The 17,240-nt window shown below is 41.2% G+C and carries 16 protein-coding genes; 5 read left to right on the forward strand and 11 right to left on the reverse strand.

Annotated elements, in window-relative coordinates; genetic code table 11:
• Nucleotides 1-134 precede the first annotated feature (134 nt).
• From IYN84_RS05735 to IYN84_RS05775, 9 genes are all read right to left on the reverse strand, one after another.
• Nucleotides 135-1,217, reverse strand: coding sequence for a c-type cytochrome (locus tag IYN84_RS05735; protein ID WP_196138196.1), 1,083 nt, complete (start codon nt 1,215-1,217; stop codon nt 135-137).
• 120 nt (nt 1,218-1,337) lie between these two features.
• Nucleotides 1,338-1,940: a hypothetical protein gene (locus IYN84_RS05740; RefSeq protein ID WP_196138197.1), complete on the reverse strand. Its 603-nt coding sequence runs from the start codon at nt 1,938-1,940 to the stop codon at nt 1,338-1,340.
• A gap of 197 nt (nt 1,941-2,137) precedes the next feature.
• Entirely contained in the window at nt 2,138-3,325 is a 1,188-nt protein-coding gene (prpF, locus tag IYN84_RS05745) for a 2-methylaconitate cis-trans isomerase PrpF (protein WP_196138198.1), read from the reverse strand.
• A 151-nt stretch (nt 3,326-3,476) separates the two neighbouring features.
• Nucleotides 3,477-6,086, reverse strand: a complete 2,610-nt coding sequence (gene acnD, locus IYN84_RS05750) for a Fe/S-dependent 2-methylisocitrate dehydratase AcnD (RefSeq protein WP_196138199.1) — start codon at nt 6,084-6,086, stop codon at nt 3,477-3,479.
• Nucleotides 6,087-6,253: 167 nt separating this feature from the next.
• Nucleotides 6,254-6,931, reverse strand: coding sequence for a GntR family transcriptional regulator (locus IYN84_RS05755; protein ID WP_196138200.1), 678 nt, complete (start codon nt 6,929-6,931; stop codon nt 6,254-6,256).
• Between the two features lie 122 nt (nt 6,932-7,053).
• On the reverse strand, nt 7,054-7,845 hold the full coding sequence (locus IYN84_RS05760) for a VOC family protein (protein WP_196138201.1): 792 nt from the start codon (nt 7,843-7,845) through the stop codon (nt 7,054-7,056).
• A 105-nt stretch (nt 7,846-7,950) separates the two neighbouring features.
• The gene (locus tag IYN84_RS05765) at nt 7,951-8,565 is read right to left on the reverse strand and encodes a DUF2238 domain-containing protein (protein WP_196138202.1); all 615 of its coding nucleotides are present in this window, start codon (nt 8,563-8,565) and stop codon (nt 7,951-7,953) included.
• A 30-nt stretch (nt 8,566-8,595) separates the two neighbouring features.
• Nucleotides 8,596-8,997 (reverse strand): DUF2237 family protein, encoded by a 402-nt coding sequence (locus tag IYN84_RS05770; RefSeq protein WP_196138203.1) that lies wholly within the window; start codon nt 8,995-8,997, stop codon nt 8,596-8,598.
• A gap of 212 nt (nt 8,998-9,209) precedes the next feature.
• On the reverse strand, nt 9,210-10,334 hold the full coding sequence (locus tag IYN84_RS05775; protein ID WP_196138204.1) for a M14-type cytosolic carboxypeptidase: 1,125 nt from the start codon (nt 10,332-10,334) through the stop codon (nt 9,210-9,212).
• A gap of 231 nt (nt 10,335-10,565) precedes the next feature.
• Here IYN84_RS05775 and IYN84_RS05780 point away from each other — a divergent pair, with 231 nt between their 5' ends.
• From IYN84_RS05780 to IYN84_RS05800, 5 genes are all read left to right on the forward strand, one after another.
• The gene (locus tag IYN84_RS05780) at nt 10,566-11,123 is read left to right on the forward strand and encodes a PH domain-containing protein (protein WP_196138205.1); all 558 of its coding nucleotides are present in this window, start codon (nt 10,566-10,568) and stop codon (nt 11,121-11,123) included.
• Nucleotides 11,113-12,642 carry a PH domain-containing protein gene (locus IYN84_RS05785; RefSeq protein WP_196138206.1) on the forward strand — a complete coding sequence of 510 codons (1,530 nt, stop codon included), beginning with the start codon at nt 11,113-11,115 and terminating at the stop codon, nt 12,640-12,642. The genes IYN84_RS05780 and IYN84_RS05785 overlap by 11 nt, the downstream gene beginning before the upstream one ends.
• A 33-nt stretch (nt 12,643-12,675) precedes the next feature.
• A complete protein-coding gene (locus tag IYN84_RS05790; protein ID WP_196138207.1) occupies nt 12,676-13,860 on the forward strand; it encodes a hypothetical protein in 1,185 nt (394 codons plus the stop codon).
• An 8-nt stretch (nt 13,861-13,868) separates the two neighbouring features.
• Nucleotides 13,869-14,504 (forward strand): endonuclease III, encoded by a 636-nt coding sequence (nth, locus tag IYN84_RS05795; RefSeq protein ID WP_196138208.1) that lies wholly within the window; start codon nt 13,869-13,871, stop codon nt 14,502-14,504.
• Between the two features lie 217 nt (nt 14,505-14,721).
• Complete coding sequence (locus IYN84_RS05800; protein WP_196138209.1) at nt 14,722-15,036, forward strand: hypothetical protein; 315 nt, start codon at nt 14,722-14,724, stop codon at nt 15,034-15,036.
• 194 nt (nt 15,037-15,230) lie between these two features.
• Here IYN84_RS05800 and IYN84_RS05805 read toward each other — a convergent pair whose 3' ends face one another.
• Together IYN84_RS05805 and IYN84_RS05810 are read right to left on the reverse strand one after the other, a co-directional pair.
• Complete coding sequence (locus IYN84_RS05805; RefSeq protein ID WP_196138210.1) at nt 15,231-16,334, reverse strand: hypothetical protein; 1,104 nt, start codon at nt 16,332-16,334, stop codon at nt 15,231-15,233.
• Between the two features lie 217 nt (nt 16,335-16,551).
• Nucleotides 16,552-17,238 (reverse strand): pseudouridine synthase, encoded by a 687-nt coding sequence (locus IYN84_RS05810; RefSeq protein ID WP_196138211.1) that lies wholly within the window; start codon nt 17,236-17,238, stop codon nt 16,552-16,554.
• Nucleotides 17,239-17,240: the final 2 nt, after the last annotated feature.

Below are 17,240 nucleotides of genomic sequence, written 5' to 3' on the forward strand. Positions count from 1 at the left end.
GTCTTGTATTGCGCTACTAACAGAAAGGCGCCACCGGCGCCTTTTTCTGCTCAAAGTTAACGCATATAGATTAACAGTTCATTTCATTTACTCATTTCATTTTCTGAAATCTATTACAAATTAAGGTATGCTGGTTACTTGATGTCTCTTCTGGTCACTGGATAACCCAAATGCATCCAGCCAAAAATGCCTTCATACAATACTGCGGTGTTATCAAAGCCTTTATCACGTAGTTGTTTAACGACATGATCAGCAGCAGCTCTGGGACAAGAACAGTAAGCGACAATCTGTACATCCCGCGGAAGATCTTTCACAGTTTCATCAAGATCCGCATAATACGGCAGTGGCACAGATCCTTCAATATGAGCCGTTTGCCATACTGATGGGACCCTGGTATCCAGTAATACCATTTTCCTTTTTGCGACAAGCGCTTGATTCAGGTCTTCAGCAGAGACATAGAGTCCATCCATTAACTCAAACCCGGGATCGCCACCTTCTGGATTAATAATATATTCCTCAGGTTTGGGTAGTTCTTTGAGGACCGCTTTTTTATAAGTCCAGCCACTTGCCTTACTTCTTAAAAAAGCAGTGACATTATCGATATCCTGCTCAGAGAGCTTATCGGCAAAAGCCTGCATTGGAGTATTCTGACGACCATGGCGTATCGCGTATCGAATCACTTCATCAGTATTGTGGGCTAGCGCTGAAGGATTTCCCAGAGCCGGAGCGGTAACCCCCTCACCATTCTTGCCATGACAGGATGAACACTCTTTTTGATAGACCTGCTCTCCTCGCCTGATGTCACCAGATACAGGCTCAGTTGATAGCTTTACCCTCTCTGCTCCAGACTGCTCAAAGAGCCAGTAAGTTAGATTCCAGGTTTCATCCAAGGTCAATGGCCCGCCGACCTCGTCGAGATATCCACCCATGGCAGTCCCTTCTCTTCCATAAGACAAAGGCCTTAAAACCGCGTGAGGCACTCCCGATTCGAAAAGACTTCTACTTTTTAAAGACGGAGCGTGGTCATTTACATGTCCCTGCCGGTCTTCACCATGACATAAAGTACAATATTTTTTGTAATTTGCCTCGGCAACTTTTGCTTGCTCTTTAGTCAATTTTCTTGGTGGTCCAAGCTTTTCATATTCATATTCTTTAGCAAATAAACTGGATGAAAAGCAAAGAACTAATGCAGAGCACAACAAAGTGATAGTTTTCAATTTTATCTCCGTTCAGGCAAAAGAATTAATATACTCCCTATAACTCGTAAAGCCCACTATAAAGGCGGGCTTTTATCGAACAAAAATGTAATGAGAAATGTTAGAAACAGACAAAAATATTTAAAACTCAGCAGCTATTTCTTCAACAACTTTTTCAAGCTCTTTTGCTCTTTGTTCTATTTCAGTGAAGTCAAAATCATGCAGTTTTTCCATTTCTTCGCCGAGCTTACGCATTTCTCTCTCTTTTTCGCGCATTGCCTCTTCATTTACTTTTACTTTTTCGCTCAATTCTGCAGAAAGTCTACTAAGGTCACGTAAAGAAACTTCTTTGCTTTCCATTTGAACTGTAACGGCTTCCAGCTTTTCCACTTCAGCCTCAATAAACCTTGCTCTTTCTTCCATTTTCCTGCTGATTTCCTCGACTTTCTTTTCATCGATTTGAATCTTTTTTTCAACTGCTTCCAGATTCTTTTCAGCAGTAATGATTCTATCTTGTTGTTCTTTTGATAGTTGTTCCCACTTAATGACTTTACCATCAATAATTAGCGTTCTATCGCCGTGACCAAAGCGATGAACAGAGACTTCTTTTGAGGTGGACTTATTTTCAGCAGCAAGGTCAGTATTTGACATAGCATTGACTGAAAGCTGAGTCCCAAGAACTACTACCAGGCTAGCGCCAAACGTGGCAAATTTGTTAAGAACGGGTTTGCGAAAAGGATTCATTAAAATCTCCTGTCAATTATTGTGTTCTGATACTTAAGTCGACAGGCGATTAGAAAAAGTTGGTAAAACCGAAAAAATAAACTAAAAGTCCTGATTCACTATTGATTCAGGACTTTTAAAGAGCTTATTTCATTATTTATGATCTTGAAGCTTTATGTGGTTTGACAAAAGCTTATTTAATTCTATGGTTTCAAAAACTAGAAACAGTCTCCAGGTACTCGAACCCATCCTTCCATCAATACTCTTGCACTACGGCTCATTGCAACTTTCTTAACCTGCCATTCGCCATTTTCTTCAAGAGTCTCAGCGCCAACCTTAAGAGTGCCCGATGGATGTCCGAAAACCACTGAATCACGCTCTCCGCCACCAGCAGCTAGATTTACTAATGTTCCCGGGATGGCCGATGCAGTAGCAATAGCAACAGCCGCGGTCCCCATCATTGCGTGATGTAACTTGCCCATGCTGAGCGCTCGAACATTAAGATCGATATCCTTTTCAGCAACAGCTTTACCACTCGAAGAATGATAAGCCATCGGTGCAGCTACAAAAGCGACCTTGGGAGTATGTTGACGACTGGCAGCTTCTTCAAGCGTTTCAATAAGTCCCATTTTTATTGCGCCATGGGCACGAATAGACTCAAATCTGGCTAATGCGTCTTCGTCATTATTAATGGCATCTTGCAACTCACAACCGCTATACCCGATATCCTCTGCATTCAGGAATATTGTTGGAATACCGGCATTGATCATAGTCGCTTTAAAGGTTCCAATTCCGGGCACTTCCAAATCGTCGACTAAATTTCCGGTGGGAAATAATGCCGAGTCAGTCGGGTCAACAAACTCTACCTTGACCTCTGCAGCAGGGAATGTCACGCCGTCCAGTTCAAAATCACCAGTCTCTTGAACTTCACCATTAGTTATTGGTACGTGAGCAATGATCGTCTTTTCTATATTAGCCTGCCATATACGTACAACAGCAATGCCATTTTCTGGAATACGTGCTGCGTCAACCAGACCATTTGAGATTGCAAATGAGCCAACTGCCGCAGTCAAGTTACCGCAATTACCGCTCCAGTCGACAAAGGGCTTATCGATAGAGACCTGGCCAAAAAGATAGTTGACATCATGACCTGGTTGGTCACTTTTCGACAGAATGACCGTTTTCGAGGTACTCGAAGTCGCACCTCCCATACCATCTGTCTGTTTTCCATATGGGTCAGGGCTGCCGATAACTCGAAGCAGCAAATTGTCTCTCGCATCACCGGCAACCTGAGCAGATTGTGGCAGATCAGTCAGTTTAAAAAACACTCCTTTACTGGTACCGCCACGCATATAAGTTGCCGGCACTTTAATTTGGGGTACATGAAGTTTCTGTTCGGAAGTCATGTGATTTTTCCTGAAAAAATTGATTATTAAGTCCAATTCCCTTCTATCCAAAAGAGAATTGGACTAGATCTGACCTTATCAGATCAGATGTTATAGGTTCTGATCACCAAAAGTCATACTATTTAAAGTCTTTCAGACTTCTTAGCTTTTACTATTTACCTTCAGATTCAAGAAAATCTTGAGCAAACCTTTGTAAAACACCGCCAGCGGCATGAATTGAAACTTCTTCCGCGGTATCCAGACGACACTTAACAGGCACTTCTACTTCTTCGCCGTCATTCCGATGAATTACAACTTTTAGCATTGCACCCGGTGCAGGCTCACCCACTACATCAAAAGTTTCAGTACCATCAATGTTGTAGGTGTGACGGGTTTCACCATTAACAAATTCAAGTGGAAGAACACCCATACCTATCAGGTTTGTACGGTGAATACGCTCGAAACCTTCAGCAACAATAGCCTCGACCCCGGCCAGACGCACGCCTTTCGCAGCCCAGTCTCGCGAAGAACCCTGACCATAATCGGCACCAGCGATGATACAAAGCGGCTGTTTTCGGTTCATATAGGTTTCAATCGCTTCCCACATACGAGTGACCTCACCTTCCGGTTCTATCCGAGCAAGCGAGCCCTGTTTAACTTCCCCATTTTCGTCTTTAACCATTTCGTTAAACAGTTTCGGATTAGCGAATGTTGCTCTTTGCGCGGTTAAGTGATCGCCGCGGTGAGTCGCGTAAGAGTTAAAATCCTCTTCCGGCAGCCCCATTTTTGCCAGGTACTCACCTGCCGCACTACTGGCTAAAATAGCATTCGAAGGCGACAGGTGATCCGTTGTAATATTGTCGCCTAACACAGCTAAGGGTCGCATTCCTTTCATGCTTCTTTCACCAGCCAATGCACCTTCCCAGTACGGGGGTCTTCGAATATAGGTACTCATTTCACGCCAGTCGTAAAGTGGATTGTTGTCTGCTCCGTAATCAACCTTTAAATCAAACATTGGCTCATAAACAGATTTAAATTGCTCCGGCTTTACATGCTCAGCAATTACCGCATCGATTTCTTCATCGGTAGGCCAGATGTCTTTAAGCGTTACCGGGTTGCCCTGCTCATCATGTCCCAGCACATCTTTTTCGATATCAAAGCGTGTGGTACCGGCAATTGCGTAGGCGACTACTAATGGAGGTGACGCCAAAAATGCTTGTTTGGCGTAAGGGTGGATACGACCGTCAAAATTTCGATTTCCTGAAAGAACCGCTGTTGCATACAGATCGCGGTCAATCACTTCTTTCTGGATTTCCGGATCAAGCGCGCCGCTCATACCGTTACAGGTAGTACAGGCAAACGCAACAATCCCGAAACCAAGCTTCTCAAGTTCAGGCAGAAGATTTGAGTCTTCCAGATAAAGCTGTACCGCTTTTGAGCCGGGAGCCAGAGATGTTTTTACCCAGGGACGACGAGACAAACCTTTGGCGTTGGCATTACGCGCTAGTAATCCGGCTGCGATAACATTACGCGGATTAGATGTATTGGTACAGCTGGTAATCGCGGCAATAATACAGGCTCCATCGGGCATACTGCCTTTCCAGTTTTCATCACTCGGCATTTCAACTGAACCGGTAATTCCTTGCGCGCCCAGTTCAGAAGTTGCCACTCGACGATGAGGATTTGAAGGGCCGGCAATATTTCGACAAACGCTAGAAAGATCAAACTTTAAAACACGCTCATATTCAGCATTTTCCAGATCGTCTGCCCACAAACCGACAGTTTTTGCATAGTTTTCAACGAGTTTGACTTGTTCATCATCTCGTCCTGTCAACTTTAAATAATCAATGGTTTTCTCATCGATATAGAACATCGCTGCAGTCGCGCCAAATTCGGGCGTCATATTAGAAATTGTTGCACGATCTCCCAAAGTTAAATCTCGCGCTCCTTCACCATAAAATTCAAGATAGGCCCCCACCACTCTTTCTTTTCTTAAAAACTCAGTAATGGCAAGAACAATATCAGTAGCAGTAATCCCTGGCTGTCTCTTGCCAGTCAGTTCTACGCCAACAATATCGGGTAGACGCATGTAGGAAGCTCGTCCTAACATGACACTTTCAGCTTCCAGCCCTCCAACTCCGACCGCGATAACCCCGAGAGCATCAACATGGGGTGTATGACTATCTGTACCAACCAGAGTATCGGGGAAAGCAACACCATCACGAGCGTGCACTACCGGAGACATTTTCTCCAAATTAATCTGATGCATAATGCCGTTGCCTGGCTGAATGACGTCAACATTTTTAAATGCCGTTTTTGTCCAGTTAATAAAGTGAAATCTATCTTCGTTACGTCGATCTTCTATAGCACGATTCTTCTCAAACGCATCTTTTTCAAAACCGGCGTGCTCGACGGCCAGAGAATGGTCCACAATTAACTGTGTCGGAACTACTGGATTAACTTTGGAAGGGTCTCCTCCTTTATCTGCAATAGCATCTCTCAACCCTGCTAAATCAACTAAAGCAGTCTGCCCCAGAATATCATGACAAACAACACGAGCCGGGAACCATGGAAAGTCCAGTTCGCGCTTTCGTTCAATAATTTGCTTCAATGAGTCAGTCAAAGACTCCGGCTGGCAACGACGGACGAGGTTTTCAGCTAAAACACGTGAAGTATATGGCAAACTTTGGTAAGCACCATCAGCGATATCATTGATAGCAGCTCTTACGTCGAAATAGTCGAGATTACTACCTTCTAATGATTTTCTATAATTTTGATTCATATTTTTGTCCAAACGGTTAATTTAAAACGGGATTAATCTTTACTCATTCGATACTTGAAAAATTTTACTTAAACAATAATCTTATTTATGTATCAAGGTCTTAAATATAGCTTTTTGTTAATATTTCATTGTGTAGGGCTCTTAGCTCTTGGCCATTTACACTTAAATCAGCTTATGGATTTAGCCGAATTTTTGGTCAGGTTCTCTTGATGTACATTTCCGCTATATTGAATATGCCTGCGCATCAGCATTTCAGCGAGCTCCGGATCTCGATTGGCAATGGCGTTGACAATATTTCTGTGTTCATCAAAAGCAGTCGTTATCCTTGGTCCGGCCATACCCAGCTGTACTCGATACATTCGAATCAAGTGGTAAATTCCATCAAACAAAATGGACATGAGTTGTGCATTCTTGCTGCCCAAAATAATACGGTAATGAAAATCGAGATCTCCCGCTTCCTGATAATAATTTTCAGCCTCTTTAACATTTTTAAAGTGGGTATCAAGCAGCGCTCTTAAATCATCTATTTCTTCCTCAGACATGTTAACCGCGGCCAATCTGGCCGCCATCCCTTCAAGCGATTCCCTGACCTGATAAAGCTCTTTCAACCCTTGAGGTGTTAATGATACGACCCTGGCACCCACGTTGGGCTTTCGCTCCACCAGTCGGCAAGACTCAAGTCTGTTTATCGCTTCCCGGATTACGGCACGACTAACTTCATATTTTGTCGACAGTTCGACTTCGCTTAACTTGGATGATGCAGGAATTTCGCCTTCGACGATATCTCGTCTTAGCTGGATAAAAGTTTTATCTGCTGAAGTTATGGGTTGTACGGCTTGAACCATATTGAGAGACTTAAGATACCGAAATTGTCGACAATAATAGCAATATTTAATATCCAGTCAATGATATGCAGCCAAATTGTCGACAAAATAGCATTTTTTATTTAAATGCTCTATCATAAAACTTAAGGATCTGGAGAGTTCAGGTCGATAATTGAAAAAGTTGCTCCCTGTGGATCGTTTACAACTGCGAAACGACCAATATTATCTATATCCATAGGTGGCACACAAACATTACCACCTGACTTTTCAATCACCTCGCATTGCCTGTCGGTATCTTTGACTGAAAAATATATCATCCAGTGCGGTGGCATATCCCCCCACTCTTCAGTCATTTCCATCATACCGCCAGCCATGGCTTCACCGTTATAGAAGACTGTGTATTGGTGATCAACTGAGTCATCGGTCTGCACAGTCCAGCCGAATACACCGCAATAAAAACTTTTCGCAGCTTCGATATCCTTGGTTGCCAACTCATTCCAGCATAAAGAGCCTGGATCGTTAACCAGGCTTGCCCCTTTATTGTTGAGCCCTTGCCATAACGCAAAGTTTGCACCCTGAGGATCCTGAACAAATGCCATACGACCAGCATCACCAACATCAGCCGGTCCCATTAGTATTTTGCCATTGAGCGAATTGATTTTTTTGATTGTCTCTTCGATAGAGTCGACAGAGACATATCCAATCCAGTGCGGCGGAATGTTTTGTTTGATTTGATCATCCACAAGTTTATACATGGCGCCAATAACGTCTTCACCTAATTGCCACATTGAGTAGTAGCCACCGCATTCCAGTGGCATATCTGTTGTAGTCCACCCCATTACTTCACTATAAAACTCTTTGGCTTTATCGGTATCGCTGGTGGCCAGTTCAGGCCAACAAAAGGTTCCGTTTTTGTATTCACTTCGTTTACCCATTACATACCCTCTTTTCAATTAAAGATGAAGGTGACCGGCTATCAACAACATTCGACCTAAACGGCTTGTGGATTAAGACAGCTTACCTATCGAGTTTAGCAGGCTTCATTCAAAATCAGCTCTTTTCAATAGACTTAATTGCCTGTTGTGAAATTGAGATAAGGTTAGCAGCGCCGTTACTGCGCCAGTCAAAGCGTACATCATATCCGACTGGGTATCCCATATATATCCCTGAGTTCCAAGGAATGAATCAGCCGCTTCATCTGATAGCAACGCGACCCACCACTCGATTAATTCATAAAAAGCGCTAAAGCCAAGACAAACTGAGATAATAAAAAGATGCCGCCAGCCATTCCCGTTGACGACATTATGTCGAATGAACAATTCCCGCGCCAATATTGCAGGAACAAAACCTTGTAGAAAATGCCCCAGTTTATCGTAATTATTACGCTCCCATCCAAACCAGCTTTTGCACCACTCTCCAAGTGGAACTTCAGCGTAGGTATAATGCCCACCCACCATAAGTACCAGCGAGTGAACCAGGATCAAAAAATAGAGTAAGGATGTGAGAGGAAATCGAGCCCGAGTAGCCAATATGATCACTAGCCCTATAATTGCAGGCAAGACTTCCAAAAACCAGGTAAGTTGATCTTTTGGGCCAATCCCAGACCATATCAGAGTAACGAAAAACACGGATAACCAAGTAATTTTGGTACTCATCCAACCTCCCTGATTGAATCGATAAAGAAACTAATTAAGATCTTTTGCGTATTGGTTTAGAATTTCCATCGGAACAATTTCAAGCGCTCGTTTATGTGTTCTTTGTAAAAAAACCCGAGGTGCCATATCTGCTTCATATGCCTCCAACCATCTGGCAGCACATAAACACCATGCATCACCGGGCTTTAAACCGGGAAAACCAAACTCAGGAACTGGTGTCGACAGGTCATTGCCTTTAAAGCGAGAATACTCCAAAAACTTTTGAGTAACTTCAACACAAACAGTATGAGAACCGACATCTTCCTCGTTGGTATTACAACAACCATCCCTGAAAAAACCGGTCACAGGATCATTAGAGCAAGGAATAAGTGGCTCATTAAATACATTGAGTGATTCATCCATATCATATTGTGTTGAGTTGTTATCAGCCATCCGATTGTTCTTTTCCATTTATTTTAGTTACTAAATGTATACTAAGTTAAGCTTACATTCAAAAGCTCACTACTATCATCTCTAATAAAAGAAAAGCCGCTTTCGCGGCCTTTCCAGCGTTTCATCAATTATTTCCGACAATAGTGTGTCAGTTACTTCTGAATATATGCTTTACAACTTTAATATCTCTTAGGAGTATAAATATTCCGCGACTATAGGTCATCGACAATCGCATAAATTGCATCGATTGCACTCTCCCCCAGCTTAATACATCTTTCTGGAGACCAGCCCTGAATTGGTTGAGGCGTATCAGCAGTATCTTTAAATGGCATTTCCAGTGTAATGGCACAACATTTAAAGGTCTCAGTAATATAGTTGGTACAAACCGTTATATTAGCTTCTCCGGGGTTGTCTTTTGGATAACCAAACTCAGTCTGAAAGTCTGGATTTGCAGCCATATAGGTCTCGCCAAAAGTATCATGTAAGTTGGCTAAATGTTCATTCCAGACGCTAGTTCCTTCACTCCCGGCAATAAAATTATAAGGTAGTCCTTCATCTCCATGTACATCCAGACAGAAATTGACTCCGATTTTCTCCATTTGCTGACGCATCAAGTATACCTCAGGACTTCTCTCCATCGATGGTTCCATCCATTCTCGGTTCAGGTTAGCACCGGCAGCATTGGTTCTAAGATGTCCGCGTCGACTCCCGTCAGGATTAATATTTGGAGTAATATAGAAAACAGCTCTATCCAACAGATATCTGGAAATCGGTTCATCTTCATCGAGTAAACGTTGAACAAACCCTTCCATCCACCATGAACCTTGAGTTTCACCTGGATGCTGACGAGCCTGAATCCAGATTTTTTTCTTACCTGCGTCGTCAGAGCCGACCACCAACTGATCGATATCCTGACCATCGAGAGATTGACCTAAAGTTTTCAAACGAACTTTTGAATCTGACAATGTCCAACTGATAAAATCCGCGAGTCTTTCCATTGAATAAGGAGCAAAGTAAGCATAGTAGACAGACTCATACTCTGGCATATGTTCAATTGTCAGGACACCATTTTCAAATTTTGTAGGTACTCTGAACCAAAATTGTCTGTCATAAGATGCGACGGCCTGATAGCCATTCCAACCATCCAGATAGGCTGCGCCTTTTGCATTAGTAATATTTAGGCGACAATCAATACCTTCAGCTCCGGTTAATCGAAAATAGAACCATTGATAAAACTCACTATTATTATCCTTGTTAATTTCCAGCTCAATATTTGAAGGATCCTGGCTATTAACTACACGAATATTTCCACCATCAAAATTGCTATTGATATTCATTTGGTTGTTTTTTGACCTCTATAAACGGAAAGATACCTGCCCTCCCAGAATAATCAAACAGAGGTTCAGGCCCGACTAATGCGCACTCTACCATATCCAACAAAGATTGCGTAATATACCATTGATAGACCCAGCTTATTTTAAAATTGGTCAATTTCAGTTTGTGAGTTCGGGAATATCAGGTTTCAATAAAACGTTAACATTTTACCTATAGAGCCGTAGAGATTTAAAATGAGTGATTCCGAAGTGGTTTTAATGAACAGACCGATAGACCTGGACACTATTCCATCGATAGCAAACATTGCCTTTTCTCCATTGGCGAACAAATATGCGATCTTAAGTGTATTGGAAAGCTTGTTATTATGGATAATATTGGCTGGTGGTGCTTTCTTGTTAACTTTATTTAAATCAGTAACGCCACCTTTGTGGCTGTACTTTCTGCTGGCTCCCATTTTTATTTTGTCATTGGTAATAACCTATTTGGGTGCCAAGGCAAAGGGCTACGCCCTGAGAGAAAAGGATATACTTTATAAACGAGGGATTTTTTGGAAAACACAAACAGGCGTGAGCTTTAAACGAGTTCAGCATATCGACCTTTCGAATGGCCCTATTGAAAGATATTTCGGGCTAGGAAGTATTAAGTTTTTTACGGCCGGTGGTTCACACGCTGACTTAAAAATTTCTGGGTTACCTGTCGAGATAACTGAAAAGCTCCGCTCGAAGGCTCTTGAATCTATTGAAAAGCAAATCCCGTTGAATAAAGTGCAAGAGACAATCTATGAAGACTAGTCAGAATGTCGATAGTAGCGTTGATCAATCACAAGAACAATGGTCCAGACTCTCGCCTATATCGGTTTTATTTTTTTTGGGAAAGTCTATCTCCAGCATTCTCAAAGATGCTCTTCCCGGATTAGCACCTTTAGGTGTACTCATATTTAATTCCGAGAATAAGACCTGGGTTGTTGGGCTGGTCATCGCCGGCATTGTCCTACTCACTATAGTTAGTGCCGTCCTACAGTATCTTTTCTTTAAGTATCGTTTACAAGAAGATAAGATTTTAATTAATGATGGCGTTTTTAAGAAAAGGCAAAGAACACTTGAGCATGATCGGATCCAAAACGTTAACATTATTCAGCCTGTTTACTTCAAAATATTTGATCTGGTTACACTGAACCTGGAAACTGCCGGTTCAAAAGGTAATGAAGCGAATCTGGCAGGCATTAGTAGACAAAGCGCAGAAAAAATTAAGCAAAATATTCTAGCTAAAGCTCCTGAATTTGAAGATAGTATTGTTGAAAACTCAGAGCCCATCGAATCTGCCTCGACATCTACCCTGGCTACTGCAAATTTGAATCAATTGGTTCAATACGGGCTCACCAGCAACGCAATGTTCTGGTTTCTCATTTTCTTGGCCCCTTTGTTTGGCGCGCTGGATGATGTAATCGAAAATTGGATTGGTGACGAAACCGTTGACGCTTTTGTGAATAGTTTCGGTGGCGGCCTAAAAGGTGGCCTGGTATTAATTGCAGTAGCTCTATTTTCACTGCTTTTCGTGATGCTGCTGTTTTCGATTACGGGTTCAATATTACGCTTTTACAAATATCATTTAACGCAAGAGAAAGATACCTTAAGAAGACATAGCGGGCTGATTTCAACTCACGAAGAATCATTAAAGCTCTCAAAAATTCAAGCTATGACTTTTCAGACAAATTTTATCGGGCTCTGGCTAAAAGCTGAAAATATCACTATTAAACAGGCTTCGACTCAAGTGAATAATGAAAGCAGTCGCTCTAACCTTTTCATAATACCGTCGCGAGTCAGACAGGAAAGTATTGAATTGTTAAAGCGACTTCTCGGTGTAAACAAACTACCCGACCTGCTGGACTCTGTCGACCGTCGCTACATCCGGAAGAACACTCTAATTCTTTCTGTTCCGGTATTTATTCTTAGTATCATTCTATGGATAAATAGCTCGAGTCTACTCTCTTTACTACCTTTAAGCCTGACACCACTTATTTGGCTATTTTATCGACAGAAATGGAAGCAACTTGGTTATAAAATCACAAGTCACTTTGGCTTCGTCAGGAAAGGAGTGATTGGATACAGATATACCTGTCTTCCCTTGTTCAAAGTACAAAGAGTGAGTATCAGCCAGTCATTTCTACAGAAACGCAATAATTTAGCAACTTTAACTTTGTATATGGCTTCCGAATCTATTACGATACCTTATATCCCTATGCGATCTGCGGTAGAATGGTTCGATAAAATCAGCACACAAATAGAAACTCGTAACGAAAATTGGTTCTAGGTGCGACAAAAAATTAATTCAGGACCTGTAGTAATGCAAAAATCATTTTTGCTAGTCAGCCTTATATTTTTGATTAGCTGTTATCCGAATATGGCCCCAAATGCAAAAGAAGCTCGATTATTTTTCAATTCATCAATAGTTGAAGAGGAAAGACTTAATGTTGCACAATCAGAGCTAAAAGAGGTGGCTAATAGACTGGATGATCATTTTAAGGTCTTGCAACAGGAGCTAGGTGCTTGCAACAGCTTTGAACAATCGAAAGCAGTAGCTAAAAAAGCAGCCTCTGCTTTGTGGGTACAAGCAAAAGAACAACTTCATACCAGTCATTCCTTCGATGATCGAAGCCTTTATTGGCAAAGACTAAAGCTACTTTCAGTAGTCCGAATTCATGCCAAAAAGAGAGACTTATCTTTACAGCAATTAAAACTATTACAGGAAATCATAGAAAAAGGTAGTCGCGGACTACTTGACTTGAAATTTAGAAATAACGGCTTTAAAAAGATATTGCTCAGCGGATTTGACCCCTTTCTCCTGGACAATAATATTGCTCAGAGTAACCCGTCAGGCGTAACAGCAATGTCACTGGACGGACAAGTTATCGAGCTGAACGGCGAAAAAGCAGAAATTCAAACTTTTCTTGTACCTGTTCGATACAGTGATTTCGACAATGGTTTAATCGAAAGTATTTTAGAAGATTTTTATCTAGCCAATAATGTCGATCTGGTGACTACAGTAAGCATGGGTAGGCAAGACTTTGATCTCGAACGTTTTCCCGGTCTTAGACGAAGCGCCTCTGCTCCTGATAACCATAATGCGTATGGAAACGGAAGCTTGGAAAAGCCAGTAATCCCGAGTTTGAATGGGAACCAACTCAAAGGTAATGAGTTTGTAGAATTCAGTCTGCCAGTCAGGAGCATGACTAAGGCTTCTGGAAAGTTCAGAGTTATAGACAACCCTCAGGTAACAACTTTGACAAAGTCATTTAGACCTTTACATATCAAAGAGTTGACAGGAGAAATAGCCGTCAAAGGCTCTGGCGGCGGATACTTGTCCAACGAAATATCTTATCGTAGTATTCGCCTTCGCAATGAATTAGGCTCGAAAATTCCAACGGGCCACATTCATACACCGCGTATCTATGAGTTCGACAAAGAAACCAATCGAGCAATTGTCGAACAAATTACCGAAATGCTTAAACTATCACTGACTGAAATTTAGTCGTAAAAATGAATAAAGAAAAAAGACAACAAATTTTTGCTCGTCTCAGAGCCGAAAACCCAAATCCAACAACCGAGCTGGAATACACGACCCCATTTGAACTACTAATAGCGGTTATTTTGTCAGCTCAGGCAACCGATGTCGGGGTAAATAAGGCTACGCGAAAGCTTTACCCTGTTGCAAATACACCGGAAGCAATATATCAACTAGGCGTTGAAGGGTTAAAAGACTATATAAAAACCATTGGGCTTTTTAACAGTAAAGCAACCAACGTCATAAAAACCTGCAAAATCCTGATAGATAGACATAACTCTCAGGTTCCCGAAACCAGAGAGGCTCTCGAAGCACTTCCCGGTGTGGGCAGAAAAACTGCAAATGTTGTTTTAAACACGGCTTTCGGCCAACCAACGATGGCCGTTGACACTCATATATTCAGGGTTTCTAATCGAACAGCAATAGCTAAAGGTAAAGATGTTGTTGAAGTAGAAAAGCGCCTGTTAAGATTAGTACCCAAAGAATATCTGATGGATGCCCATCATTGGCTCATTTTGCATGGTCGATACACGTGCGTTGCCCGTAAACCCAGATGTGGTTCTTGTATCATTGAAGATTTATGCGAATTTAAACAGAAAACAGAGGTTTGACACCCAAGAAAAGTGATTATTCAAAAATAATATCCTCGTCAATAATACTTTTCTATTCATCTAGCGTATATCTAGTCATTTGGCACCATTTTCAGCGAAAATGGTGCCAATATTCTAAAATTCAATCTTTTTCAGCTTAACAGGAACATCTTACTCAGCTATACTCGAACGGCTACTGCAGTTATCTAAATCGACTAAAACAACAAAGGCTGCTGAAATGAAAACATCAAGACCAATCCATAAGAAACCGATTCACAATGTTGGACGATTGGCCTTATCTGCCTTATTTTCACTCTACTTTTTATCCGTTAATGTATCAGCCGGAGAACTCAAACAGAGCAGCATTTCCAAGCTTCAGCTCAATAGTTGTAAAGTGAATGTCACAGCGGATGAAATTTTAAAACTGGAAAACTCCGTCGAGTTTCGGGGTAATGTCGAAGTTCTGGTTGGATTTGCTAGCTTGAAAGTTTCTAAAGCCAGATTAATTAAGCAGAGTGATGGAAAATGCGAGTTGATAACTCATCAAAACTAATTCAGCAACTCAACCAAACATTTTTTCTATATTATTTTTTGTATTCGCTTCAACCTCTCAGGCAGACGTAATAGTGCCCATCTCAAGCTATATAAACTATGCAGAACTTCTGAATTATTCCTTTTGATACGCCTTCATAGTGACTACTCTTCGATTAAGTAGTTTGCTATTGGTTTCAAAGAAAAAACACCAACTCACTTATTAACGACACTAAACTGCTCTACTTTTGTCTCTGGTAATAAGTCCAGACTACTCTTTGCATATTTTCGTAGTTTATTTGAATTTGCCATCCTTGCGACATTTTCTAACAGCGTTCTGTAGCGAGAGTTATGGCTTTTTCCAAGGACTTTACATAGCCATGAAATTGCATCGACGTTATAGGGAGATTGAGTGTCTTTGGCTTCCCAAATTTTGGCTGCAATTAAATCCAATATATCTGTTTGAAGCTCGCTTTGCTGATAGTAACTTTTAGCATATCGCTGAAGAGCCTCACCGGAACTTTTCAACTGCGTTTTTATTGATGAGATATTACCTGACCACTTAACTATAGGTATGACTTTGTCGATAAAAAGTGGGATGTCATCTCGGGCACTAAACTGAATCTTACCGAGAGAATCATACTCATAAGTAACATTGGGAGCTCTTCCTGAAAAGAAATTCCCTTCGTTTTTAAAAACTTTATCAGGATTTCCAATTTTTGAGACCACTAATCTTTCACTTTCTCCGCCTGTTAGATTGTGAAATAGCTCTTTTCTTGAAGGCTTCTTCTTCTCCGACCGGTCTTTCATTCTAGCCTTGGGAACATAAGATGAGGAGCTTTTTTCGATAATATTTGATACAACATTTCCATTAACATCCTCAATCCATACCGCTGAATAATCCTTACTCAAACTTCCATTAACAAGATACTTAGCATCTTTTTCTGGTGTAAATTCAAACTCTCCTTCGACTATATAATTTGTCTCGGAATTTAGAATAGATCCAATTATAGCTGCATGATGGACTTGACCAACAATGTATAATTTTACTGGTCTAACAGGGACATTCCTTGACTCTCCCATAGTAATCAAGCGGGAACCTTTTCCAGCCGATGCCTGAGAAGAAGCAACAAGCGCATGATAGATTGGCTTGCCATCTATTAGTTTAATATAGAAAAAATTCGCGTTACTTAAACTCTGCCTTTGAAAGCTATCGTCTATCGAAGCGACTGCCCCCTTGTAATCTTTAGGTAACAATCGAGCGTAAGTCGCACATCCAGCGATTAGAAGCGATAAAACTAAAATACCGAGAACTCTCATTAACCTGCCTTTTTAATCCATATTAAATAGTTACTTTATGCATTAGCTTTTACAGCTCATCTTACCAAGTAAGCATATTGTACACAGACGCTCAAATCACCACTAATCAAATCTCTATCTCAAGTAATCTATAAAGCGATAGCATTTTAATGCCAAATTCAATGGGCATGCGGAATAATACTTATTCAATCCAGGCTACTCTAACAATGAAAATGAATCACTCAAAAGATTTCACTTCATCTTTTTCTAGATAGCGCCATTCTCCAACTTCAAGTTCAGATAAATCTAACCCGCCAACTTTTATTCTCTGCAAAGCAGTAACCCTGTTCCCTACTGCCGCAAACATTCTTTTAACCTGGTGATACTTTCCTTCACTAATTTCGATCAACACCCTGCTGTCCGCAAGCCTCTGTATTACACATTTTCGTGTTGCTTTGCTTTCCCCTTTGAGAAGAATACCGTTTTCAAGAGATTTGATGCTCTCATCTGAAACAGGGTCTGCCAATTCCACATTATATTGCTTACTACACTTCTTCCGAGGCGAAGTAATTCTATGCGTCCATTCACCATCGTTGGAGATTAGAACAAGTCCAGTCGTATCAACATCAAGCCGACCAGCAAAGTGAAGTTGATTGCAATTGATGGAGTCAACTAATTTGAGTGCGCTAGGATAGACTTCATCTTGAGTCGAACAGATATAACCGCTCGGTTTATTTAGCAAAATATAAACATTACCGGGTAAAACAACAGGCTCATTTTTATAAAGTACGGTCTGTCCTTTAACAATTAAATCGGCTTTGGGTTTAGTGATACTCTCGACACGAACTAAATTGGATTTAATAATTTTTTTGGCGTCTGTTCGGCTAATATTTAGCCCTTTAGAAAGGTACTTGTCGAGCCTCAAAT

Origin of the sequence: Aliikangiella sp. G2MR2-5 (assembly GCF_015687155.1) — a bacterium.
Lineage (GTDB): Bacteria > Pseudomonadota > Gammaproteobacteria > Enterobacterales > Kangiellaceae > Aliikangiella.

Bases quoted from the DNA above. Each gene is read 5' to 3' on its own strand.
- IYN84_RS05740 (WP_196138197.1), bottom strand. From the start codon at position 1,940: ATGAATCCTTTTCGCAAACCCGTTCTTAACAAATTTGCCACGTTTGGC.
- prpF (WP_196138198.1), bottom strand. From the start codon at position 3,325: ATGACTTCCGAACAGAAACTTCATGTACCCCAAATTAAAGTGCCGGCA.
- acnD (WP_196138199.1), bottom strand. From the start codon at position 6,086: ATGAATCAAAATTATAGAAAATCATTAGAAGGTAGTAATCTCGACTAT.
- IYN84_RS05755 (WP_196138200.1), bottom strand. From the start codon at position 6,931: ATGGTTCAAGCCGTACAACCCATAACTTCAGCAGATAAAACTTTTATC.
- IYN84_RS05760 (WP_196138201.1), bottom strand. From the start codon at position 7,845: ATGGGTAAACGAAGTGAATACAAAAACGGAACCTTTTGTTGGCCTGAA.
- IYN84_RS05765 (WP_196138202.1), bottom strand. From the start codon at position 8,565: ATGAGTACCAAAATTACTTGGTTATCCGTGTTTTTCGTTACTCTGATA.
- IYN84_RS05770 (WP_196138203.1), bottom strand. From the start codon at position 8,997: ATGGCTGATAACAACTCAACACAATATGATATGGATGAATCACTCAAT.
- IYN84_RS05775 (WP_196138204.1), bottom strand. From the start codon at position 10,334: ATGAATATCAATAGCAATTTTGATGGTGGAAATATTCGTGTAGTTAAT.
- IYN84_RS05780 (WP_196138205.1), top strand. From the start codon at position 10,566: ATGAGTGATTCCGAAGTGGTTTTAATGAACAGACCGATAGACCTGGAC.
- IYN84_RS05785 (WP_196138206.1), top strand. From the start codon at position 11,113: ATGAAGACTAGTCAGAATGTCGATAGTAGCGTTGATCAATCACAAGAA.
- IYN84_RS05790 (WP_196138207.1), top strand. From the start codon at position 12,676: ATGCAAAAATCATTTTTGCTAGTCAGCCTTATATTTTTGATTAGCTGT.
- nth (WP_196138208.1), top strand. From the start codon at position 13,869: ATGAATAAAGAAAAAAGACAACAAATTTTTGCTCGTCTCAGAGCCGAA.
- IYN84_RS05800 (WP_196138209.1), top strand. From the start codon at position 14,722: ATGAAAACATCAAGACCAATCCATAAGAAACCGATTCACAATGTTGGA.
- IYN84_RS05805 (WP_196138210.1), bottom strand. From the start codon at position 16,334: ATGAGAGTTCTCGGTATTTTAGTTTTATCGCTTCTAATCGCTGGATGT.